Origin of the sequence: Desulfosporosinus sp. FKB, from assembly GCF_002196705.1 — a bacterium.
GTDB lineage: Bacteria > Bacillota > Desulfitobacteriia > Desulfitobacteriales > Desulfitobacteriaceae > Desulfosporosinus.
Window position 1 is genome coordinate 621,629 of the sequence record NZ_NADJ01000040.1, and the last position, 23,209, is coordinate 644,837.

At 46.0% G+C, this 23,209-nt stretch carries 24 protein-coding genes and 1 pseudogene; 8 read left to right on the top strand and 17 right to left on the bottom strand.

Annotated features, from left to right (window positions below; all coding sequences use genetic code 11):
• Positions 1 to 41: 41 nt before the first annotated feature.
• The 7 genes from B5Y67_RS24460 to B5Y67_RS24490 all read right to left on the bottom strand — a co-directional run bounded on the left by B5Y67_RS24460 (position 42) and on the right by B5Y67_RS24490 (position 7,476).
• Positions 42 to 1,259: an ABC transporter permease gene (locus tag B5Y67_RS24460; protein WP_088228977.1), complete on the bottom strand. Its 1,218-nt coding sequence runs from the start codon at positions 1,257 to 1,259 to the stop codon at positions 42 to 44.
• The gene (locus B5Y67_RS24465) at positions 1,256 to 1,981 is read right to left on the bottom strand and encodes an ABC transporter ATP-binding protein (RefSeq protein ID WP_088228978.1); all 726 of its coding nucleotides are present in this window, start codon (positions 1,979 to 1,981) and stop codon (positions 1,256 to 1,258) included. Before B5Y67_RS24465 ends, B5Y67_RS24460 begins: the two co-directional genes overlap by 4 nt.
• A 37-nt stretch (positions 1,982 to 2,018) precedes the next feature.
• Positions 2,019 to 3,635: an HlyD family efflux transporter periplasmic adaptor subunit gene (locus B5Y67_RS24470; RefSeq protein WP_088228979.1), complete on the bottom strand. Its 1,617-nt coding sequence runs from the start codon at positions 3,633 to 3,635 to the stop codon at positions 2,019 to 2,021.
• A 123-nt stretch (positions 3,636 to 3,758) separates the two neighbouring features.
• Positions 3,759 to 5,291 (bottom strand): ATP-binding protein, encoded by a 1,533-nt coding sequence (locus tag B5Y67_RS24475; RefSeq protein ID WP_088228980.1) that lies wholly within the window; start codon positions 5,289 to 5,291, stop codon positions 3,759 to 3,761.
• Positions 5,288 to 5,983, bottom strand: a complete 696-nt coding sequence (locus B5Y67_RS24480) for a response regulator transcription factor (RefSeq protein ID WP_088228981.1) — start codon at positions 5,981 to 5,983, stop codon at positions 5,288 to 5,290. Before B5Y67_RS24480 ends, B5Y67_RS24475 begins: the two co-directional genes overlap by 4 nt.
• 201 nt (positions 5,984 to 6,184) lie before the next feature.
• A complete protein-coding gene (locus B5Y67_RS24485; RefSeq protein ID WP_088228982.1) occupies positions 6,185 to 6,619 on the bottom strand; it encodes a MarR family transcriptional regulator in 435 nt (144 codons plus the stop codon).
• An 83-nt stretch (positions 6,620 to 6,702) separates the two neighbouring features.
• The gene (locus B5Y67_RS24490; RefSeq protein ID WP_088228983.1) at positions 6,703 to 7,476 is read right to left on the bottom strand and encodes a GerMN domain-containing protein; all 774 of its coding nucleotides are present in this window, start codon (positions 7,474 to 7,476) and stop codon (positions 6,703 to 6,705) included.
• 197 nt (positions 7,477 to 7,673) lie between these two features.
• Between B5Y67_RS24490 and B5Y67_RS24495 the strand changes: the two genes are divergently transcribed.
• Complete coding sequence (locus B5Y67_RS24495; RefSeq protein WP_088228984.1) at positions 7,674 to 8,420, top strand: ZIP family metal transporter; 747 nt, start codon at positions 7,674 to 7,676, stop codon at positions 8,418 to 8,420.
• 10 nt (positions 8,421 to 8,430) lie between these two features.
• On the opposite strand, the gene B5Y67_RS24500 is transcribed toward B5Y67_RS24495, so the two are convergent.
• Positions 8,431 to 9,132, bottom strand: coding sequence for a GDSL-type esterase/lipase family protein (locus tag B5Y67_RS24500; protein WP_088228985.1), 702 nt, complete (start codon positions 9,130 to 9,132; stop codon positions 8,431 to 8,433).
• Positions 9,133 to 9,302: 170 nt separating this feature from the next.
• On the opposite strand from B5Y67_RS24500, the gene B5Y67_RS24505 reads away from it, so the two are divergent.
• From B5Y67_RS24505 to B5Y67_RS24515, 3 genes are all read left to right on the top strand, one after another.
• Positions 9,303 to 9,785 carry a YlbF family regulator gene (locus B5Y67_RS24505; protein WP_088228986.1) on the top strand — a complete coding sequence of 161 codons (483 nt, stop codon included), beginning with the start codon at positions 9,303 to 9,305 and terminating at the stop codon, positions 9,783 to 9,785.
• 162 nt (positions 9,786 to 9,947) lie between these two features.
• Complete coding sequence (locus B5Y67_RS24510; RefSeq protein ID WP_088228987.1) at positions 9,948 to 10,547, top strand: hypothetical protein; 600 nt, start codon at positions 9,948 to 9,950, stop codon at positions 10,545 to 10,547.
• Positions 10,534 to 10,821, top strand: coding sequence for a hypothetical protein (locus B5Y67_RS24515; RefSeq protein WP_088228988.1), 288 nt, complete (start codon positions 10,534 to 10,536; stop codon positions 10,819 to 10,821). Before B5Y67_RS24510 ends, B5Y67_RS24515 begins: the two co-directional genes overlap by 14 nt.
• 313 nt (positions 10,822 to 11,134) lie before the next feature.
• Here B5Y67_RS24515 and B5Y67_RS24520 read toward each other — a convergent pair whose 3' ends face one another.
• Positions 11,135 to 11,977: a hypothetical protein gene (locus B5Y67_RS24520; protein ID WP_088228989.1), complete on the bottom strand. Its 843-nt coding sequence runs from the start codon at positions 11,975 to 11,977 to the stop codon at positions 11,135 to 11,137.
• A gap of 113 nt (positions 11,978 to 12,090) precedes the next feature.
• Here B5Y67_RS24520 and B5Y67_RS24525 point away from each other — a divergent pair, with 113 nt between their 5' ends.
• Together B5Y67_RS24525 and B5Y67_RS25520 are read left to right on the top strand one after the other, a co-directional pair.
• Positions 12,091 to 13,038: a metallophosphoesterase gene (locus B5Y67_RS24525; protein ID WP_088228990.1), complete on the top strand. Its 948-nt coding sequence runs from the start codon at positions 12,091 to 12,093 to the stop codon at positions 13,036 to 13,038.
• 114 nt (positions 13,039 to 13,152) lie between these two features.
• The gene (locus tag B5Y67_RS25520; protein WP_170932798.1) at positions 13,153 to 13,434 is read left to right on the top strand and encodes a hypothetical protein; all 282 of its coding nucleotides are present in this window, start codon (positions 13,153 to 13,155) and stop codon (positions 13,432 to 13,434) included.
• On the opposite strand, the pseudogene B5Y67_RS26080 reads toward B5Y67_RS25520, so the two are convergent.
• Positions 13,424 to 13,780, bottom strand: a pseudogene (locus B5Y67_RS26080) (cell wall hydrolase); the annotation flags it as partial. The gene B5Y67_RS25520 and the pseudogene B5Y67_RS26080 overlap by 11 nt on opposite strands.
• Positions 13,781 to 14,297: 517 nt before the next feature.
• On the opposite strand from B5Y67_RS26080, the gene B5Y67_RS24535 reads away from it, so the two are divergent.
• Positions 14,298 to 14,693, top strand: a complete 396-nt coding sequence (locus B5Y67_RS24535) for a hypothetical protein (protein ID WP_088228991.1) — start codon at positions 14,298 to 14,300, stop codon at positions 14,691 to 14,693.
• Positions 14,694 to 14,985: 292 nt separating this feature from the next.
• Here B5Y67_RS24535 and B5Y67_RS24540 read toward each other — a convergent pair whose 3' ends face one another.
• Positions 14,986 to 16,224: a TolC family protein gene (locus B5Y67_RS24540; RefSeq protein ID WP_088228992.1), complete on the bottom strand. Its 1,239-nt coding sequence runs from the start codon at positions 16,222 to 16,224 to the stop codon at positions 14,986 to 14,988.
• A 19-nt stretch (positions 16,225 to 16,243) separates the two neighbouring features.
• Positions 16,244 to 17,431: a TolC family protein gene (locus tag B5Y67_RS24545; RefSeq protein ID WP_088228993.1), complete on the bottom strand. Its 1,188-nt coding sequence runs from the start codon at positions 17,429 to 17,431 to the stop codon at positions 16,244 to 16,246.
• Positions 17,432 to 17,583: 152 nt separating this feature from the next.
• On the opposite strand from B5Y67_RS24545, the gene B5Y67_RS24550 reads away from it, so the two are divergent.
• Positions 17,584 to 17,829, top strand: a complete 246-nt coding sequence (locus B5Y67_RS24550) for a YtxH domain-containing protein (RefSeq protein WP_088228994.1) — start codon at positions 17,584 to 17,586, stop codon at positions 17,827 to 17,829.
• 37 nt (positions 17,830 to 17,866) lie between these two features.
• Here B5Y67_RS24550 and B5Y67_RS24555 read toward each other — a convergent pair whose 3' ends face one another.
• From B5Y67_RS24555 to B5Y67_RS24570, 5 genes are all read right to left on the bottom strand, one after another.
• Positions 17,867 to 18,199, bottom strand: a complete 333-nt coding sequence (locus B5Y67_RS24555; protein ID WP_088229077.1) for a DUF948 domain-containing protein — start codon at positions 18,197 to 18,199, stop codon at positions 17,867 to 17,869.
• Between the two features lie 53 nt (positions 18,200 to 18,252).
• Positions 18,253 to 19,914, bottom strand: a complete 1,662-nt coding sequence (locus B5Y67_RS24560; protein ID WP_088228995.1) for a S41 family peptidase — start codon at positions 19,912 to 19,914, stop codon at positions 18,253 to 18,255.
• Positions 19,915 to 20,292: 378 nt separating this feature from the next.
• A complete protein-coding gene (locus tag B5Y67_RS25525; RefSeq protein ID WP_170932799.1) occupies positions 20,293 to 20,454 on the bottom strand; it encodes a hypothetical protein in 162 nt (53 codons plus the stop codon).
• A 263-nt stretch (positions 20,455 to 20,717) separates the two neighbouring features.
• Positions 20,718 to 22,202 (bottom strand): DEAD/DEAH box helicase, encoded by a 1,485-nt coding sequence (locus tag B5Y67_RS24565; RefSeq protein WP_088228996.1) that lies wholly within the window; start codon positions 22,200 to 22,202, stop codon positions 20,718 to 20,720.
• 555 nt (positions 22,203 to 22,757) lie between these two features.
• Positions 22,758 to 23,177, bottom strand: coding sequence for a hypothetical protein (locus tag B5Y67_RS24570; protein WP_242976105.1), 420 nt, complete (start codon positions 23,175 to 23,177; stop codon positions 22,758 to 22,760).
• Positions 23,178 to 23,209: the final 32 nt, after the last annotated feature.

A 23,209-nucleotide genomic window follows, 5' to 3' on the forward strand; every position in this document is an offset into this window, starting at 1 on the left:
AAATACCTGAAACAAGCAGCAAAACCAAAAGAATTGATAGATTACTCATACCTTAAAGCGTCAATTGGATCCATCGAAGCCGCTTTTCGAGCCGGAAAAACCCCGAAGATTATGCCGATGGCTGCAGAGAAACCGAAAGCGACCAACACAGACGTCGGGGAAATGCTGGTACTCATTTTTAAGGCTTTCCCAGCCAGGGTTGATCCTCCAAAGCCGAGAACAATACCTATTCCGCCTCCCAGAATACTAAGTACGATGGCTTCAATGAGAAATTGCATCATGATATCGAGACCTTTAGCCCCGATGGCTTTACGGATTCCAATCTCCCGCGTTCGTTCGGTAACCGAGACAAGCATGATATTCATGATGCCAATTCCTCCAACCAGGAGAGAAATTCCGGCAATACCGCCAAGGAGCATAGTCAGGGTTTGAGTTACTCCCGTCATAGTTTGTAACATATCCGCCTGATTTTGAATATTGAAATCATCATTTTTCCCGGCTTGGATATTATGAGCCCTTTCCAGCTCGGCTGTAATCTGATTTTGAGCGGCTTGCATTTGATCCGCCGATGTAGCGGAAACCAAGATATTACGAACGGTCTTTTTCCCCAGCAAGCGCTGCTGAATGGTCGAAATCGGTGCGGTAATCATATCGTCACTGCTCATAAAACCGGTTGATCCTGTTGATGTTGTCACTCCGATAACTTGGAAAGGTACATTGTTGATTTTAATGACTTTGCCGATCACTGAAGCATTGGCATCACCGAAAAGGTCTGTAACTACAGTAGGGCCAAGGACAGCCACACGTGCGGCCTTATCAACATCATCTGTTGTAATGAAACGCCCCGTTGCCATCGTTACGTTTTTAATTTCCTGATAATCCTGGGTCGTACCCATAATCGTGGTCGAGGTGTTTCCCGAACCAAAAACCACTTGTCCATTGGTGTTCGCGACAGGAGCGACTGCTTTCACAGCCGTTCCGATCTGGATTTTATCGACATCCGTCATTTTTAAAGTGTCCGAACTGCCCATTCCTCCCCGGACTCCTCCGGAATTGGACTGTCCCGAGCTGATGGTCAGGAGGTTCGAACCTAAACCTTGAATCTGAGAGGTAATCGAAGCTGTAGCCCCGTTGCCAATGCCCACCATGGCGATAACAGCCGCTACCCCGATAATCATCCCCAGCATGGTTAAGGCAGAGCGCAGTTTGTTGGCCCGCAAGGCCCGGAGAGAGACCCGAATACTTTCCAAGAAGTTCACTTTGCTACTCCCTCCTCTACGATCTGGGCTCGAGCTTTACGGGGATTGGCGACTTTCTCATCCCCTTCAATATTGCCATCACGGAAATGGACAATCCGTTCCGTAAATTCCGCAATATCCGGTTCATGAGTTACCAGAACAATCGTGTTCCCTGACTCGTGCAGCCGCTGAAAAATAGCCATAACCTCTTCACTGGACTTGCTGTCTAAATTTCCCGTGGGTTCATCCGCTAAAATGATCGAAGGTTTGGTAACAAGGGCCCGGGCAATGGCTACCCGCTGCTGTTGACCTCCTGAGAGTTCTTTAGGTTTGTGATAAATCCGGCCGCCGAGGCCGACAGATTCCAAGGCTTCAATGGCACGAGTCCGCCTTTCTTTGCTGGGTACTCCGGCATAAAGCATGGGAAGCTCAACATTTTCTACAGCCATCGTGCGGGGCAAGAGATTAAATCCCTGGAAGACAAAGCCGATCTTACGATTGCGAATCACTGATAACTGGTCACCGCTTGCTTTGGCCACATCGGTTCCGTCGAGAAAATATTCTCCTTCTGTGGGGGTATCCAAGCAGCCCAAAATATTCATCATTGACGATTTACCGGAACCAGAGGGTCCCATAATGGAAACAAACTCACTAGCCCCCACGTGAAGATCCACCCCAGCTAAGGCAGCAACTTGAATATCACCGTTGGCATAGATCTTTTTAATCCCTTTAAGATCGATCAAATTGCATCCCTCCTAACGTATTCTTAAAGCTAGTCACTTAATTTCCTCTGGGACGTGCACCGCCGCCACCGGTTATTGCTCTGGCAGCGCCGCCGCCAAGGCTAAATCCCGATTTGGAACTGGAATTTGAATTGGTCGTCGTTGTGTTGGAAACGGTACCGGTAATGACTTCCTGCCCTTCTTGTAAACCGCTCTTGATTTCCACATTGGTGCCATCATCAAGGCCAACCACGACGGGAACCATACGGACATTAGCCATGGCATTTCTGCTGCCGGCACCACTTCTTGTTCCCGAATATCCGCTGCCTGAGTTTCTGGCACCGGAATATCCGTTAGCCGCGTTGCCGGCTTGGCTGGTACCGGTTTTAGATTGCCCTTGAGATTGAGACTGTGCTTGGGAATTGGCTGTTCCGGAAGTAGTGCCCGGAGCTGCAGGTACCATTACATAGCTTTGCGTACCTCTGGTCTTAACCGCTTCACTCGGTATCGTTAAAACATTTTTCGCTTCAGAGACAATAATATTGATATTGGCATTCATACCTGCCCGGAGAAGGTCGCTGTTTTGATCAACTGTCGCGGTAACCTGATAGGTGGTAACATTTGAGGTCGTTGTGCCCTGCAAGGCAACCGCATTCACTGTCCCACTGATATGGTTATTCGGATAGGAATCAAGGGTGATATCTACTTTTTGTCCTACTTTGCATTGCGTAATATCTGCCTGGTCTATTGCAGCATCTACTTCAAGTTTGTCGCCTACAGGAGTGATGGTAATGATGGATTTGGAATCTGAATCTTGCCCCAGTTGAAGCGGGCAATCCACGACCACAGCATCCACCGGCGCAATAATCGAAGCATTAGCTAAGTCCGCCTGAGCGCTGGCGAGCTGAGCCTGAGCGATTTGAATACTGGCCTGAGACGATTGAACATCGGAGGATTTCGGACCCTGCTTCTGTTGATCCACTTGATATTGAGCCGCAGTAACATCAGCCTGAGCAGCAGCTAAAGCTTTTGCCGCCCCTCCATTTTGATTGTTCTGAGCTGTCGTTAAAGCATCCAAAGCTGAATTCAGAGAGTTTTGCGCCGATTGAATGGAGGAAGAATTCGTACTCAACTGCGCTTTCGCCAAATTGTCGCTGGCTTGTTTGACGTTATTGTTGGCCAAAGTCACTTGATTGGCCAAATAACCAGGATCTGCATTCTGCTGAGCAGTCGTTAAACTCTGCTGCGCTTTGGCAAGGGTCGATTCAGCCTGCGCAACAGTTTGAGCATTATAGGAATCCTCCAGGTCCTGATACTTGGTTTCGGCGGAAGTCACATTGGCTTCAGCCTGCAAAACAGAGGTTTTTAATTTTGTATCGTCAATCTTGGCAAGGACTTCCCCCGCTTTAACCGTATCCCCTGCTTTTACGTTCAGTTCTACGATTTTTCCGGCAGAAGAGGCGTTTCCTGAGGTTGGAAAGGTTAAGGTAATCGCGTGGGGATAATTAACAGTTCCGGTTGCCGTAATCACTTTTTGAACATCACCCATTTTAGCCTTGGAGGTCGTATAAGAAGCCGCCGCCGGTTTCGCCGTAAAATGCTTATACGCCCAATAGCCCCCTCCCAAGACCAGAAGAACACCAATTACCCCAATGGTCACCTTTTTTTTGTTCATACTCTTTCTCCTTTTTCGCTCATTTAAACAACAAATCTTAAGTATCTGCTTATCTTAAAAATAATTCTTGCTTAGAATACCATAGACTTTTGTTCAAACAAGGAAGGACTTCTTAAGATATTGTTAAGGATTGACATCTAACGTGTTTTTGGGCTTCACAGGCAGTAGAATCCGAAAACTGCTTCCCTCACCAAGTTCACTCTCAACCTTGATTCTTCCTCCATGTGCTTGGATGAATTCCTTGGCAATAGCTAAACCCAAACCAGTTCCGCCGTTCTCTCGTTCGCGTGATTTGTCAACTCGATAAAAGCGATCAAAGATATGGTCAAGTTCTTCCGCAGGAATTCCTTCGCCGGAATCTTTTACGGTTACCTGCACCCATCTTCCGGCTGATTCATCCCCGGGATTTTTATCCCTAGAACCTGCTTCCTCGGTTTTATCGTCCTTTCTCCGGAAGACATCCCGCAAGCGCCGTGAGACATCCTCACCAGTTATTTCATTTTCCGGAGGATTTTCCACTTCTTCTAATAGAACGTTCAGAGTTCCTCCTGAGGGAGTATGCAAAAGCGCATTGCCAATTAAGTTAACAAAAACCTGAGTTAATCGATCAGCATCTCCAATGATCTCAGGAATTTTCCCGCCGCTGATGTTGATGTTTAAACCACGTTCCTCAAATTCTATTTGAAATTGTTCAATAATTTTTCCGACAATAGTACGAAGATTAACTGTACTAAGGGCCATAGGCAATTTGCCCGCTTCCGCCAGACTTAGCTGCTGCAGGTCGCGAACCAAGCGAATAAGTCTTAAGGTCTCATCCTGGATTGGCAGAATTGTCTCCGGAGTTGAAGGCAGCACTCCCTCTTGAATGGATTCCAGTTTACCAAGAATAACCGCCAGAGGAGTCCGCAATTCATGGGCAATATCTGCCACCATGTTGCGTCTTACTTCTTCATTGCGATTCAATTGCTCCGTCATTTTATTAAAATCACGGGCCAGAAGGGCGATATCGCCATTGCCGTCGACTTCGACACGAGAAGCCAGATCCCCGTCACCAACCCGCCGCACGGCTTCCATCAGGCGATTTAAGGGCTTGGTAAAATGCCGGGTTAATAACAGTCCTAAAAGCAGCGCTATTAAAGACGTAATAATTAAGCCGATAATCATTCCTTGAATAATGGACGTTCCAATGGTTTTCGCCAACTTGCTGTCCACCACAGAGGTGTGTATCGCCTGCCAATAATGCCCCACTGTTTTCCCATTGACTGTAATCGGCTGCCATTGCTTTTCGATTTTGCCATAATCAGGAAAAGTAGTGAGCTGTTTACCCAGCTCGTCATTCGAGGGATCAACGATGACTTTGTTGTTTTGGTCGAAGACTAAAAAACGTTGAAAATCTCGGGGAGGGTGGGCAAATTTAGGATCAGGCGGTGTTGTCATAACCTGGGAAACGTGGTCCTGAACCCCCTCCCAGCTGTTGTGCCCCCCATAATAGACGCTGAGCAGTTGGCTCAAATGATCTCCAAAAGACTGCTGCACATAGGTTTCAGCATGTCCAATCAAAGCCTGAGTTGAGGTAAGAGCGATACCGGCAAAAACAATGGACATAAAAACAACCATGCCGATTAAAGCCAGAATAAACTTACGCCTTAACGTCATAGGTCCTCACCAAACCGATAACCGACCCCAAATACGGTTTCAATATATTTAGGATCACTGGGATTATCTTCGATTTTTTTACGCAAGTTCGAGACATGGGTATCGATAGAACGTTCATAATAAAGATACTCTTCTCCCATTGCCTGCCGCAGAAGTTGGAGCCGGCTGTAGACCGTCCCCGGACGCAGGGCCAATAAGTGAAGGATATTAAACTCCGTCGGTGTAAGTAACAATTCCTGTCCTTTTTTCGTGACCTTATGGCTTGTCACATCAATGGTCAAGTCTCCCCGCATGAGGAGAGATGAATTGGAGTTCTCCTGAGCGCCCCCGGCGGACCGCCGCAGCACTGTTTTTATACGGGCTGCCAGCTCCCTCAGGCTAAAAGGCTTAACGATATAATCATCTGCGCCAAACTCAAGGCCTAAAACACGATCGATCTCCTCTGACTTGGCCGTTAACATAATAATGGGGATTGTGCTTGTCTCACGCAAGCGCTTACACATTTCTAACCCGCTCATTCCCGGCAGCATCCAATCAAGCAGCACCAAGTCCGGTTTTTCCTTTTCAATGAGTTCAATTCCCTCAAGACCATTCTGCGCCGTCACAACATTAAAACCATCCCTCGAAAGATAGTCTCGCACGAGGGTTAAAATCTCAGCCTCATCATCCACTAATACAATTTTGGTTCCCACGTCCACAGCTCCCTCCAGCTCTCGATCTAAAATTTAATAGTCTCAGTATACCGCGTAAATTTTAGTTGTATTTAAGATTATTTTAAAGATTTTATGGAGATTTCGCTACCATATTATTCTGGGCAGATGATACTCACTTCTTAATATGCCAAAAAATACCTCCGCTTAAGCAAGCGAAGGCATTTTTTGGCATATTAATTATTATAAGTTCATCCGCTGTTCCAGAAGTTCTAAGCTCTGAAGCAGCTTCTGATATTCCTCTTCTGAATAATTCCTGAGAACGTCTCCCAGAAAGTTTTGCCGTTCAGAGATGACAGCATCAACAATTTCATTGCCTTTGCCCAATAAACGCAGCCGAACCATTCTCCGGTCATTTTTATCCCGAACCCGTTCCACCAGCTGCGCTCGTTCCATTCGATCTGCTAAATCTGTGGCAGTGCTGCAGGCTACAAATAAATGTTTTCCCAGTTCACCCATGGTTAGCGGCCCAAATTCCCAGATACTTAAGAGTGCATTGAACTGAAGTGAAGAAATTTCCATACTGACTAGAATCGATCGTCCGCGCTTAAACAAAATGGTGTTTGCTCGTCTTAAGGTCTCCTCTAATTGTTTGGTCAGATCTTCCGTTGACGCCATCTCTCGTCCCCCATTCCCCATTTAGCTCTATTTTAGCATAGATTCGGGGGTTGTACACAAGGAAAATATACCTTTAACCCTCGTTAGGTAGAACTCGGCGGGTAATTAAAGAGATTGATGGAACTGGGAGAATCAGGGAGCGCACCGTTCGTTTTATCCGACTGAGAAGTACCGCTTCCCGAAGGCTGGGAGGATTGGGAGGATTGAGCACTGCCTCCGAGATTGGGAATTATCGTCGTTACAGGTGTTGATCCCTTTACCAAACTCGGCTTGCTGACTAAATTCGTGGCATCAATTGTGCCATACTTCGTAAGGGGTTTACCTTCGATGCGGATTTGGACTTGTTTTATCGTCGAATATTGGGTCAGAGTATCGACAAGTCCGTAGAGTGCTGCTTCCGGTGTAACTTTGGAACTAGGCTGCAAAAACTCTTTGCTTAAATCCACGACCGCTAAATCACCTTTCACAGCGATATCCAAAAGTGTTGTTGAGGTCGGGACAGCGGCTTGATCTGTTGTTCCTTTCGCTGCTGCCGGTCCTTTTAACCATTCAGTTACCGTCTCTCTGGCGACACTTATAGTCTTAGGCAATGTACGTTGTTCTTTGACAAGATACTTTCCTGTCGAGTCCGGAAAATAGAGACTAATTACCTTGTTATCCCCCGGAGCTGAAGCTGAAACCGCGGCCGTGGCTGCTGCAGAAATTGCTGCCGTTTTGTCCCCGCCAATAAAGTTTCCGAAAGAGCTGTCAGTCCCATCCTTGTTGACAAGAGTCTCCAAGGTACCGCAGCCTGTCAGAGACAACAGACTTAGGACTATAATCCCAATTAGTAGTTTAGACCCTGCTCTGATTTTCAATGATTGATGCCCCCTCCCAGATCTTTTAACCTATGATCCCATTGTGGTTTCCTCACAATAAGCCTATGCTTTGTCCGCAGAAATAGTACAAGAACTCTGTCTTGAAGATGAATTTGGCCTGCAGAAAATATTTTGTATAAAGCTCAGCTTTACACATAAATATGATAGCGGTTAAATGTTTGGAAAGGAGATCCCCTATGCAGGATCTATGGGAAGTATTTAAAATCAGTACCATCGCAGGGCTGGCTACGACCTTAGGAAGTTTGCTCGTTCTTCTGTTCGGTAAACCGCAGGAACGCATTCTGGCTTCGCTGTTAGCAGGGGCCGGCGGAGTGATGCTTGCAGTGGTAAGTGTTGATCTGCTGCCCAATGCCTGGAAAATCGGTCCGCCTCTTCAGGTTGGCTTGGGCTTTGCTTTAGGCTTGCTCTTCATGTTGTTTGCCGATCGTCAGCTCAAGACACCGGGAAGTGACTCGTCACTCCCTTTGACAAGACGTCAGCGTCTTAAACGGGCCGGCCTTCTCGTCGCAACAGGGATTGCCTTACACGATATTCCGGAAGGAATGGCCATTGCTATCAGCCAGGAAGCCGCTCCCAGCCTCGGTCTTCTCATTGCCATCGCTATTACCTTGCATAATCTGCCCGAGGGAATGGCTACGACTGCACCCTTAACCATGGCTGGAATCCGTTGGTGGAAAATATTAGCTTTAAATATAGGAATTGCTGTCTTCACGCCTTTAGGAGCCTTAATCGGTCTTCTGGCACTGGAGGGAGCAGCAAACTCCCTGGCCTTTTTTCTGACCTTCGCCGCAGGAGCTATGGCCTTTCTTGTCTTCGCTGAACTGATCCCCCTCTCACGGGAACGTCATCCTCATTATGCTCTCCTCGGCGGAACCATCGGTTTCCTTTTCTTCGCTCTGGTCAGCATGTTACTTCCGGCGTAACTGTCTTTATTTACTTCAAGAGTTTGGCCGCATAATCTCCCATTTCTTCATAACCTTTGGCATTGGGGTACTTTCCATCTTTAGAGACTAAACCATCAACGGATTTCTTGGAGCTATCAAACAGCACTGTCGTAAAATCCAAGGTCATGAGCGACTGTTTTTTGGCGTAATCAATCTCCCAATCTCGAAATTCCTGGATATTCGTTTGATACTTTGGATACCAAACGGGCAAGGCCAATACAGGAATAATGTTATTGGCTTTTGCTTTTTCGACCATCGCTTGAATATTCGTTTGATAATCTTTCAGAGAAACGCCTTGGATCGCGTCCCCGGTGCCGACAAAAATAATCACTCGGCCCGGCTTTTCACTGACCACATCGGCATCGAAACGAGCCAGCAAATCCTTGGCTGTCTGGCTCCCTTTTCCCTTATTGACAACACTTATCTTCAAATCATCGGCTAAGCGCTGAGTCCAAGAATGTTTTGTGTCCAAGGGATATCCCAGGGTAAAGGAGTCCCCTAAGGCTACGATCTTTGAATTGCTGGGAGTTTGCGCGGAAGCAGCAGTTCTCTGAGTTTCCGCAGCACCTGCTGTCGATCCCGATGGCTGACCGGCTTGACCCCACAATCCGAGAAATCCGGTGATAACGACGATTAAAGCCAGCGCAGCGGCGGCTTGAATCAGACGTATCTCCAATCGATAAGTTCGCATAGAAACTCCTCCTTTTCCTTCTAGAAACTACTTATTCTACATCGTTTCCCTCTTTCCTTCTAACAAATTTTAGAACTATATCCCAGAAACCCTCTCCTGAAGGTCAATACCCCATACACCAGCAGGCTTCTCAGCGCATATTTTATAGGAGGAAATAAGGAGGTGCCCCTATGAGTTACATTGATAAGGCCCGCGAATTGGGAGAAGCCCTGTCTCAGACTCCCGAACTTCAAGGACTAAAGGCAGCAGAAACTGCCATTATGGCTGACCCTCAGACCAAAGAAGCATTCAGCGAGTACCAGGAAAAAGAACGCAATCTCGTCACTGCCCAAATGATCAGCAAAGTGGTTCCAGAGAAAGAGTCTCTAGCTCTGCTTGATCTTAAAGTCCGGCTTATGAATAAATATCCTCTGATTAAAACCTACTTTGTACAGCAGCAAAATTATGAGAAACTTATGGCCATGGTTAATCTGACCTTGACAACTGCAATGCATGGGCTGCCTTCAGCAAGCGACCTGCCCATTCCGGAAGAGCTAAAGGGCATGGCCCAGCAAATTCTTGACAAAATCAGCGGCGGAAACCCCATGGAAAAAATGCAGATCACCCCTGACATGGTAAAAAACCTTAAAATACCGCCATTAACTCAAAAATAGTCAAAGGCAGGAGTTAACATGATCAATGGTTATCGGGGCCCGCATTTTATCAATGATATAACACATCCTGTAACATTCATAGCTTTCCTGATTGTCATTATCTTAGGAAGCTGGGCAACGATTTGCACCTGGTTCTAAAACGTAAAGGAGAGGAGGAGGGCCGTGATTCAAAGAACTGAATGTGCTCCCCCCTTACCGGCTACTTCTTTCTCCTTTACTATTTTAGTCGATAGCCCCATTCGCCGCAATTTACCCTTCTGCCCTGTCAGTGCCATGTTATTTCCGATAGCCACAACGGAAATCGAGTTTGCCTCCATGATTGTTGCCGGTATTGATGTACTGATGACGTTTCTTTTTAAGCGCTCATTAGCTCATCCGCCGAACTTGGGCCGTCCAACACCGGAACATTATCCCGTGACTCTTACCCTGCCCCAGCTAACACAGCTTATGCAGGCCTCAATCAACGGTCAAATACCTATGCAGCCGCTCCCTCAGCCTGTCCCCGGCCAGGGTTTTGGCCCTGTCGGCACTGATGAACCTCTATTCCCTGATAACCTAAGCGTTTCCTTAGTAATTTCTGCTCCTTTTGCACCATTTGATGGAAGTCCTGACACATCCTTTAACGTCCCCTTATTTGAAATTCCGGGAGTCCCCGGCAACTTAATCATTGCTATGGGAATCATCATCGCCCAGTTCTTTATCGAGCGCAGCGGAATCGGTATTCCTAATGGAAATGGGGGGGATAGCATTGCCACTTTTTAACAGCTTGAAAGACGAATGCTCAAGACCCCCGCTCTGCAGCTATCCAAATCCTAAGTCGCCGGCAACCTGGGATTATGGCTTTAACCGTCTGGTTCCCGTACTCCAGTCCCCAACCGTCGGAGCAGGAATGTTAGCCGTTACTTTTTTCCTATTCATCGCCTTCTTCTCCAACGTTCTCTTAGCTCAGACATCGTTAAAAACCCTTGGCATTGCAGTAACAGTCACGACCTACAGCTTAATGGCTTTAATCGTACTCATTTTGTTTTTACTGTAACGATCTCGGGCATCCTCTTCAAATAAATCAGAATTAACTCAGAGCGCAAAAATAGCCAGATTTCAATCCTGGCTATTTTTAAATTTTCTGAACCCTTTACTTTCTTTTTTCTCCATACAGAAAAAAGTTAAATTTTATTATAGTTTTTGCATAGAGAAAAAAATTAACAAACTTCCAGTTACTCCGAGTCATTTAATCATACAAAAATTGCAGCGGGTTCTTTAGAACTGCTAAAACTGTGTTAAAAATCTGCCAACCTTAAGAAGGCCCTGCTATTTACAGGGCCTCCGTGGGATAAAGACCGGGAATATGCTTAAGGCGTTGGCGGAGGAAGTATTGTTTCAGTAGGTGTCATGGCTTCAGGAGCCATCATTGTTTCCGAAGGCACTCCCATCTGACCTGGGACAGGCAGCACCTGCGGTACTCCGGGAAGCCCTTCAGGACTGACCGGCGGTTTCTTGCCTCTGAACAAGTTGGAGACCTTACCCCAGAAGGATTGGGCCGTATTCTTCATCGGACTGAGAAATGCCGCAGGTCCTCTGGGTTCTTGGACTTTCAAAATAATAGGTCCGTTGGGGGCCTGCCCCAGTTGACCGATGCCCTCGATAGAAACTACCGTTCGAGTGTAGGGGTACAAAGGAACAGGACTCTGAAAATGGGCCCTATAAACACCATTGCCCACAGGACGAAGAACACCTGCTAAAAAACCCATCTTCCCTTTACTATCAACAAGATAGGCCGCATACTGACCGAGCTGACCTTGCCCCAGGAAGGTTTGCGGCGGCGGGAGATTAGCTACTAAAAGAAAACTGTTATCAGGTGATATGGTCGCCAACCCGTTAGCAGCAATTCCATCTTGAGCCGGTTGAAGAATAAGCTGTCTCGCCTGATTCATCCCTTGATTTGGCCCTTGAAACTGGGGCTGGGAGAAACCGCCTGGAAATTGGCCTTGTTTAGGGCCGATAAATCCGCCTCGGAGATTTTGAACTTGACCGTCCTTTTGAAAAATACCGTTGGCTTTGAGTCTTGACCCCAAAGTATCACGAATCGTTCCGGGAGAGTATCCCGGACCTAATGGAGCATTAGGTAATGTTGGGAATCCCTGCGAACCCATGGGTTCATAAGGATTTGAAGGAGTGTTCCCGCTGAACTTCACCTTGCGCCCCTCCTTTATAAATTCAAACTAACCTCTTAACATGATATGATTAAATGAAAGGAAGAGTTCTGATATACTGTTAAGAAAGGTAAACTATTCTTGGGGAGGCCGCTATGCCGGATAAATTAACCACACTATTTACGAAAAAAATATCCCGCCGGGACTTTTTCCGCGGAGCCGGCGGCTTTATCGTCAACCACTGGCTGCTTTCACTGCTGCCCGTCGGAGGCGCCGGACTGCTCGGCTGGGCAGAACATGATACCGAGGAATTACAGAGCGAAATGTGGGATCTAGCCTATCCCAAACTGCCAAAAGCCCTGGAAGGAAAAACCATCTGCCAGCTCAGCGATTTACATCTGGAAACCTTGAAAATAACACCCCAACGCATCATCCAAACCGCAATGGCCCAAAAACCAGACCTACTCGTCCTGACCGGAGACATCATCTCAACACGAACCGACCTGGATAAAGTCGACTCCTACTTAGAAAAACTCTCCGCCCCCTACGGAAAGTATGTCGTCCTGGGCAACAATGACTACGGCCACCTCTCCCATTCTTTAATGAAACGCTTTCTGAAACAGCTTCAGGGCCTAGGCTGGATCCCCCTGCTCAACGAATCATCCTTCATCCCCTCACTCAATCTCTGGATTATCGGCATCGACGACCCAGCAACCGCACACGACAACGTCGATCAAGCCTACCAAAACCTCCTCACCCCCCAAACCTCACCGCCAACATCCCCCTTCCGCCTGGCCCTGGCCCACTCCTCCGACTGCCTCGACGACGTCGCCTTCTACGGAGCCGACCTCTTACTGACAGGACACACCCACGGAGGCCAAATTCGCATCCCAGGCCTGCCGCCCCTGGTTACCAACACCTACCTTGGCGACAAAGGAATTTACGAAGGATACCATGTCATCCAAGGCATCCCCCTCTACATCAACCGCGGCATCGGCGAAAGTGTCATACCGCTGCGTTTCAACGTACCCCCGGAAATCACCTTCTTCACCTTCCACCAAGGAAATGAATCACCCAAACATCAAACTAAAGACGCCAAGTAGCCCCGCAATAGCGGGGCTACTTCATTTCCCAAGTCAGACGGTGCACATAAAATGTGCCGTCACCCAAAAACCGTTTCTCTTATTCTCGTTCCGTTACCAAGCCCAGGACGCAGTATGACGCAAGCGCGAGGCCTTTACGTAAGCAGCCCAGCAAACTTCCGTTCTAGCGACCGACCCCAGATACGGGGCGGTGAACAGGGATGTTCACCGCCGCCATGGCGCCAAGGACGGCGCCTATGGCACGATAATCTCCGGTGGAGATTATCGCCGAAGGCGGGTTCTCCAAAAAATACTATCGCCGTAGGATGTACCCCGCTCCCCAAATCAGTCGCTCGAACGGTTAGTTTGCTCTGCGCATGTACGGACGAGCGCTGTGTCATACAAGTCAGATACTGAACGTATGGTTCCCAATCCTCTTAATCACGGGCCTGCTTTTTATCCAGCGATCTTTCGTAAGCCGCGGATTATAATAATATATTGCCCCATCGGTGGGATCATCACCTGAAAGCGCTGCTTCCGCAGCCTTGTAGGCTACGTCATTCGGATCGAGATGAATCTGCTGATCCTTGACGGCCGTAAAAGCACCGGGTTGATAAATAACACCCCAAAAGGTTTTCGGAAAATGAGGATCCTTAAGGCGATTTAAAACGACAGCTCCAACAGCGACTTGACCTTCAAAATTCTCTCCCCGCGCTTCTCCATAAATTACACGAGATAACAGATTGACTTCCTCTTCTGTTACGAAACGCCCCAAACTGCGGGAGAGAACTTGATGCCCTGTATCTGGCAGTGGTCTATCTTGAGACGATTTATCATTTTGATACTGATCATTATTTACAATAATATTATACGTTGGAATTTTGGTTGTCGACTTTGTTGGCTGAGACTCATTGGAACGAGATGGTTGGGGTCCGGTGTGAGAGTTGGCAAACATGATTTCATATATATCATCTTGACCCAAAACAGGATAGATCTCGGCTTGCCAAAGAAACAAACACATCAACCCGCAAAGAAAGATCGCCCAGGACTTCCGACATCGTCGGTGTGGCAAAAAAATCACCTCTTAAGTTCTAAACTATTTCTAGTCTTTCCCAACAAAGGCGATTTTTATAACATGAGAAATTTTAATGATCAAAGATGCTCTTTTTTATCCTCTTTAAATCATATCCAGCAATCTATTTACATATACTTAGGCAAACCGAGCAAAGCTAGAGTGAAGTCTTATAATTAGAGCACGCAAGTAAAGTGAGGGTGATGATATGCGAGCTATAATTAAAAACCTCTTTTCATCGTATTCTTCACCGAACGAACCACCGCTGAGCGAGGCTGAACAATTATTGGGAGAAATTGAGGAATCTCGGGAAAAAATCGAATATGCCTGGAATCATTTTGATTTTGCAAATCCCGAGTATGTGGAAGTTGCCGTCCTTGAACTTCTTTTAGCAGAAACTCAATATAGCATTCTTAACAAACGTTATCGTCTAATGTTGGGCATACAGGAAAAATCATTATACCTGGAAACATCTGAAGCCGACGTACCCTCATTTTCTCTGGAAAGCCAGCTCCACAGCCATGCCTTCTATGGAACGTTCTTTAAGGGCGAGGAAAATCCTGCCCCGGTAGTCTCTCAGTTATTATCCCAGAATCAGAGTTAAGCTCCAGACACCGCCAGTTCGCAGCACAATACTGTAACAGTCAATTTTCAGTACTAATTTCTGTGCTAATCATTCAATAATTCTAAGAGCCAGTCTTATTCGGAGTCTAGCAGCATTTCTCCTAACATATGTAAGGAGACAAGATCGGACTAAGAAACGAAGAAAAACCTAGCACATATTAAAAGAGGTTGGTTAAGAATCATCCAGATTCTAACCAACCTCATGCCATTTGGTTATTAAAGCTAATAATTACTATTTACATAACAACAACAGTGACTTCTTCCCTTAATCTTTAGTCAGCTAAGTCGTTTTGGAGATTTGCCGCAGCAGTCATGTAAGCATTGATATCTTGTTGGAGAGTATTTTGGTCATTTAAAAGCGTGTTTTGCAAATTAATCAAGTCCAGGCTGCTTGCTGTTCCCACATCGACATTTTTTTGTTTCGTGTCGAGATTAATCTGATCGGCTTCAGCAGTCAATTTATCGGCTGCAATACTATTCTCCAGGGATTTCAAAGAATTATACTCTGTCCGTAAATCTACTTCTTTGTTTGTTCCTAAGTTTGCTAAAGTCTCTTTCTTATCCTCGATGCTGATTTCAAGTTGATCTGCTGCTTTGTCGTCAAATTCAAGGTCGATATCGTGTTCAATTTGAGTAATGTCAATATCCTGGGTGTATTTTTGAATATTATAGTCGTTCTTAATGGCTTGAGCAATTTGATCAGCAAATTTTGAGTCATCAAATTGCGCATAGGGAATGAGACTTGACGTCAGCACAACATTTCTGCTCAGATCGATTCCCAAATCCTGTTTCAGGGTAATCATATCGCTGTTGATGCTATTCTGAACGGCTTTTTGGGCTGCTTCCAGCTTGCTTTTCGAAGCGGTGTAGGAATCGATAGCTGACGGAATTTGTAAACCAAGCTTGATTTGGAGATTAACTTGAGCAATAACCTTGTCAATATTAGCAAGCTCAGTCGTATAGTTAGTCACTTGCGTCTGAAGCGCTAAAATGGTCTCGTATTGATTCGTGACGTCAACCTTGAGATCTTTTAATTGGGTATCTCTGTCATGCTTAGCATTGTCTAAGGTCCATTGTGAGCGTTTGTAGTTTAAATAGATAACCTTTTTAGAGTCCTCATCAGTGACTGCCGTACCGGCACTATGCTGCGCCAAATCGGTTTGATTTTGCTTATCGTAGATGGCAATTTGACTGTCGGCTAATTTCAGGTCCGGATTGCCTGTTTCTACAGCCTTCAAAGCATCATCGAGGGAAAGATTTAAAGTCGATGTATCTGCTGGTGTGGCAGGCTCCGTTGTACTTGAAGAACTCGAATCGGCGGAGGAAGTATCCGTTGCAGCTGCACCTGTCGATGCAGACGTTGTATCCGTTGAGGTACCGGTTGCCGTTGTCACTGAAGACGTAGTTGAAGCGGTTTGAGCTGAACTATCCAAGGCAAATGTCGGATGAGTCGACAATACGATAGAAGCTGATAAAACAAGAGTAAATAATGTTAAATAACTCTTTTTCAAGTTAGACACCTCCAAAATATTAGTGACGATTGGCTGCTTTATCTGGCTTAGTTGAGACAGTTTTATTAGAACCGGTGGTTTGAGCAGCACCTGATGTCCCAGTGCTGGGAGGAACATAGCCGGCACCGCAGGCTGAATTCATCGTGGCTTGCGCTAACCAGGCGTCTAATTGGGCATTTTTGTAGTTCACGTCGGCTTGGGCTTTAGCAACTTTGGCGTCATCCAAGTCCTGCAGGGAAATCTGAGCAGTCTTATATTTCGTTTCAGCCGCAGTATAATCTGCCGCTGCTTGATCATCGAGATCCTTCGCTGCTTCCATGAGCTTCATGGCACTGTCTAAGGATTTGTAAAGAGTGGTAACACTTTGCTGAACTGTTATTTTAGCAAGGTCCAAATTATTTTGGTCATTATCCATGTTGTAATTTAGCTTCTGCATGGCGAAATCATAATCGGTAACTGGGGCAGCCTTAATGTAGTCATATTCTTGTTTAGCCACATCCAAGGTACTCTGAGCATTCTTGACTTCTGATCGACTAGCCACAGCTATGGCAATGTAATCAGATAACGATTTGATTTGAGCTGCAGGCTTAACGTTATTATCCTGCAGGGTTGAATATTGCTTGGCGAGATCCGCGCCCATCAAGTTATCGATGGCCATGGAGGCCGAGTCGAAACTCTTTTGAGCACTGTTATAACTATATTGTGATTTAAGATAGGTAATTTCAGCTAAGCGCAAATCGGAGGCTGAAAGCAAACCCAAGGATTCCTGTTGCTTCGCTGTTCTGAAATCAGCATCAAAGCCATTCATCAGACCTTGCTGGATGTTTAAAGCATAATTTGCTTTTAAGAGGTTGATATAAGCTTGATAGGCAGAAAGCCTGACAGCATTCGTCACCACTTGTTGGTTATTGGTATACTGATCCATGCTGCTTTTGGCCTCTATCGGAAGAAAAACAATTTGTTCTAAGGTACTGTATGAATTCTGATACTGTAAGAGACCTTTCATGGCCTCAGCGCCTGATGTCGCATCCGAATAATATTTCTTGGTCAGGTCTACCATTTTATTGTAGGTTTGAAGGTTTTGGGAGTTTTTTATGGTTTGGATAGCAACTTTTTCAATATCCAAACTATTATCCTCAGCCAAAACCGAATTGGCGGAAGCGAGCAGCATCAATCCTACGAATAAAACTGATATTACTTTTTTCACATGAAGTTCCTCCTTTGCTGATGATAAACTATTCGCTATTCATTTAGTTGTATTGTTATGCAGTTAATTCTCTCCACCCTTCGACGTTTTGTGGGCAATATGTTAAAATACTTTAAATGTATTAACTATGGAAGGAGGAATCAGAAAACACGATGGATAAAAACGAGCCGAGAATGCACCTTAGTACTATTGCCGGGATTGCTCTCGCCGGCTGCCTTGCCGGAGCTGTGGCCGGGGTACTGCTCGCACCGAAACGCGGCAAGGAATTGCGTCAGGATATTCGTAAATTGATGAAGACCTTCCATAAAGACTCTCAAGACTTCCCGCAGCCTGGAAAAACAGGTTACATTACTCTAAAAAACCCCAAAGATACTCGGTTTTACATGCCGGAGATCTGAAGAGAAGTCCCGGCCGCCCCATTCAGCGGTCAGGGGCTTATTTTTTATCTCTGAACTCCTGCCAAAGTTCCTTAAGCTGCTTGATTGTCTCTAATAAACTCGTAATCAGATACAAAGGGTCCTTCCTCAATCTCTCTAAACCAGCCGCAACTTCGCTGACCGTTCCATTGACTTGCTCCGTAGTTTGTCTCACCACGTTAGTCATAGCGTTGACATCCTGCAGCATGTGCGGTATATAGGTGTTTATGTCCTGAAGAGTATGTTTAGCCTCATCCGTAAGTTTTCGGAGTGAGCGAATCCACATGACTAATTCTATACCAAGCATTCCTAAAATAATAGTGGCTACGAGAGCACATACTTGATAAACCATCTTCCTGCCTCCAGCATCCTCCAATAATCCCCTCTTGATTCCATCAAGACGGGTTATTTCTTCGTCAAGTCCTGTATAGCCCAACCATAATCAGGATCATTGGTATTGGTCAAAGGTCTCTCGCTTAGAGGCCGGAAAGATCCAAAAGACTGAGTCTTCGCCTTTGGTTCAGCTGCAGACCCCTGGGTCGTATGCAGAATAGTCACGGTTCCTCCGCTCATGGCCTTTCCTGAGGTATCTTTAACCGTAGGATGAACAACCAGCCAGTAAGTCGAATCCGGGGACAGGTCTTTCTCCGGAATCACTTGAACATCAGAGGGACCCAAGGTCTCAAACGTCGTCAGGATTCGTTCTCCGGTCATACTATTAATCAGCTCGATCGTCGAATCGTTGACGCTCTGCCAATCGACAGCCTTATTAAAATGAACGTTAAATAGTTGATTCAGGGAAACGTTGGCTATTTCAGCCATCTTCTGATAATCGGGATAATAAAGGGAATAGAGAGCATACTGTTCCGGTTTTACGTCAGAAGACGTTGTGTTTACCAGTTCTCTCCAAGCCTCCCAATAGTCCGGAGTCTTAGCCATGTCTAAAGCAGTTTGCTTATTCGCGAGCATCAGTTCAGCCGCTTTGAGCGAGTCCGAATTGACGATATTGACATCCGGAGTGACACCCACTTTATTGATTTCATGACCAAAGGCAGAGTAAAAATGATCAACTGTCATTTTCAGGACACCACCGTTGGAAAGGGGGAACATGGTCTGAACGGTCCCTTTGCCATAGGTTCTGGTGCCGACAATAGTGGCTTTCTTGTAGTCTTTCACTGCCGACGTAAGAATTTCGGAAGCACTGGCGCTGTATTCATTGGTTAAAAATATAATTGGTTGATTCAAGGTAAAGGGTTGATACGGAGCCTGGTATAAATGAAGAACCCCTGTCCGGTCTTTGACCTTCACTGCAACATTAGAACCAATGAAGAAACCGGCAATGTCAATTGCTGAGGTTAAGTAGCCGCCTCCATTATCCCTTAAATCAACGATCCAACTGTCAACGTTTTGATAATCGAGCTTTACAACAGCGGAAGCGAACTCCATGGGTGTCGAGTCACCGAAGGATTCAAGCTGGATATAACCGATATGTCCGTCCAGTACTGAGCCTTCTACTGTCGGTTCTGACACAGTTCGCCGGGCTACCGTGAACTCTTTGGTTTCAGTTCCCCGCTTGACGCTGATTTGAACGCTGCTTCCCTCAGGACCCCGCAAATACTTCACAGCTTCTTCGTCCGATAATCCGGCTAAAGACTGTCCGTCTGCGCTGACAATCACATCTCCCGCTTTTAATCCGACCTCCTCAGCCGGTGAACCTTTTACTACTGAAACCACCTTGACACCCTCGGGTAACATCTCAATATGTATTCCGATACCCGTAAAGCTCATGTTGACGCTGTCCACAAAGTCTTGGTATTCCTGAGAAGAAAAATAAGTGGTATGCGGGTCTCCAAGTCGTCTTAACATTTCATCGATCGTCGGAGCGCTGAGGACGTCTTGAGATACTGGGTCTGCATACTGCTTCTGCAGCAAGTCACGAACTTCGGGCAAGACGTTATCATTCGTTGCTGCCAGAGCAGATGTTGATGTACTCAAAATTAGCGTCAAGACCAGCAATAATGCGGTAAAACGGCCTAGTAATTTCTTTCGCCAAAAAAACTCTCTCATTGTTTTGATTATCTCCCTCCAAGATATAGACAGAATACGAATATTGATTCGACATAGGAACCCATTTTACCTTCGAGGTTTTGAAAATTTCTTTTACTTGATAAAGAAAATTATTTGCCATTCGCCCTATCTCATTCCATTTCTGGGATAAATTTGGGGATATGGCCTTATGCTTTCTGATTTGGCATTATCAGAGTAATGAAAATGGGTCGTTCGGGTCAGGTAGCTTCGCCCACACCGTTCACTCAGCATTCCAAGACTAGCCCACTCGCTTGCGTGGGAGCTACACTGAACCTCAGGGTAGTACCTGATGTGAACCACAGTTCCGCTTTCCCCACGCAAGCTTCGTGGGCTTTACCGCCTCTCCATGCAATGAGTTCACTCTTGTGGGCGAAGCTCCCTTCCTCTGTGGTCTAGAGGTTTCCCTAGAGCAGGCAGTCGTGCCGCTGAGGCGGCACCATCAACCCATGGGCAAAACATCTGTATGAACCGCTGGCCATGATAATAAGCGGACGAGCTTATCGTCATACTGCGGCTCATTACGCATACCCCTGGAGTGTGGATTGGCCGGGTGTCCCCGAAGTCATGGACGGCGAATGGGGCTCTTGGCCTCGCTTTCCCCAAGCAAACTTTGTGAGCCTTCCCGCCTCTCCATGCAATGAGTTCACTTTGTGGGCGAAGCTCCCCTCCTCTGTGGTCTAGAGGTTTTCTGTTTGTGAATATTTTAGTTTATTGAGGCAGCCTGGAAAGAATCCTGAATGTTAAAAAGGCCAAAAATGGCCTTTTTCTTAGATCATTATATATTATTGATCATTCTTAGAACCGTTCCGTCTATTGTCGCGGCTTCTGGGTGCTCCTCCGCGGACATCGTGGTTCCTTCTTCGCGGCCAGGTATCTTTTTGGCCATAGTTATTTCTATTATATCCGCCTTTGGGAGATCTGGGGCCGGGGTTGCCTAGGCCTCGAACTCGGATCGGGGCGGTTTCGGTTAGGTGGACTTCTACTGTTTCCGGTTCTTTGGTAATAATTTTCAAAGCGGCGGATAAGAGGGTGACGGAATCATTTTCGGCCAGAAGTTCTTCGGCGATGGCTTTATATTTCTCGATATCCTCTTCGGCAATAACTCGCAAAATCTCATTCATGGTCAAGCGCTGTTGTCCTTGGACAGCTTCAACTATCGTGGGGATTGGCTTGCGGATAATTTTCCGTTTGATGACTGATTCGATGAGTCTTAACATCCCCATTTCACGAGGGGTTACGAGAGTGATGGCCAGTCCTGTTTTTCCGGCACGTCCTGTTCGCCCGACGCGGTGGACATAGCTTTCCGTATCTTGAGGAATATCGAAGTTGAAAACATGGGTTACACCGCTGATATCAAGGCCGCGGGCAGCTACGTCCGTAGCTACCAGAACGTCAATTGTCCCGTCTTTAAATTGCCGCAGGACGCTGTCTCTTTTGCTCTGGGTTAAATCGCCGTGAATCCCTTCGGCGGAATAACCGCGTTTGCCTAAGCCTTCAGCAAGTTCATCGACGCGGCGCTTAGTACGGGCAAAGACGATGGACAAGTCGGGAGATTGGATGTCAAGTATTCTGGTTAAAACATCGAATTTAAGTTTTTCCGCAACTTCAATATAATGCTGCTCAATGTCTGAAACCGTGACGCCCGTGGCCTTAATTCTCACCATTTCCGGTTCCTTCATAAAGCGCTGGGCGATCGCCTCAATCTGCTTGGGCATGGTTGCAGAAAAGAGCAGTGTTTGACGTTCCTCAGAAATCTCCTTGAGAATGGTTTCAATGTCTTCTAAAAATCCCATATTGAGCATCTCATCGGCTTCGTCTAAAACAACAATTTTAATATCGTTTAAGCGGATAGTTCTTCTCCTCATGTGATCCATCAGTCGGCCGGGAGTTGCTACAATAATATGCGGTTTCTTTTTAAGAGCACGTATCTGCCAGTCAATCCCTTGGCCGCCATAAATCGGCAAGGCATGAATCCTCTTGAATTGGCCAATTTTATTAAGCTCCTCAGCGACTTGAACCGCTAATTCTCGTGTGGGTGCCAAGACGATGCCTTGAATTTGTTCAAATTGAGTCATAAGCTTCTCGACGAGAGGAATTCCGTAGGCAGCAGTTTTCCCCGTTCCTGTTTGCGCCTGCCCGATGAGATCCCTTCCCTGAAGGGCGATGGGTATCGTTAACTCCTGAATCGGGGTTGTTTCCTCAAACCCCATGTTAATAATTGACCGGATAACAAATTCACTCAACCCTAAGTCTGAAAACGTTGCCAATAGTTTCATACTCCTTTTTAATAGTCTTTAATTATAAGTTTTCCAAAGGCGTCTCTATCTAAACTGCAGGCAAGAAATAGCTATCCTGCGGTCAATAATTCTACTCTATCACTATCACTAAAAGTGAACATTTACCGGCGCGCGTGAGCTCGCATCCAATTACAAACGCCATTGGGACTTAAAAATGTATTATATCACATTATTAGCATAATATACAAGAAATTATCCAATCGTCACTTTCGTCACCGAAGTCCCGATGTTCGGCCTTAGCTGAACGAGTTCACTGCAGCCTGACCGAACTAAGCCGGCCGAAAGGATCTAACGTACTGGCAAGAACCCTACAGAGCGGGAAGGGAGAAAGAAAACAAAATGGCTGTAGCAAAACTTTTTCAGTTTTTGTTGCAGCCATTTTACAAAGTCGCTTATTCAATTTCTACAGTTCATTTTTGGCTTATTTCAGATTATCTTCAGTTCGTTAAAGACTTTTATTGTCTTCTCTGAATTCCCATTGGAAAATTGCCAAATTGCCTTCTTTTAATAATTCTGACCGTTGGCTCACGGTTTGAAGGAAATAGAGTCGGTAGTTTTCCCGTCGACAATGACTTGAGTGGTAATCTGGCGTTTCGGGTAATTGACCTTCAGTTGAGTTAAAAACTCATTAGCCAATTCATGGGCATATGCTTTGTCAACTCCGGTTTTAAAGGTAATCCTGCCAATCATAATTCCTTTTTCTTCGGAAATCTGAGTACCCAGAACATCCTTCTGCGCCATCAGTTGTTTAGTTACATTATTATTGGAGGTAACTAAGGCAGTTCCTTTGGGAACGGGCTTCAAATAATCTTTCTTAACTTCCTGAGAACTACTAGTGCCTTGTTGAGTTTTATTTGTCGAAGTACCGCAACCCACGAGGGTTATACCCAATACTAACACTATTAACCCCAGCGTAATTTGTTTCATGGTAATTCGTCGATTCATGTAACCACTTCCTTTAGATCAAGATTAACTCC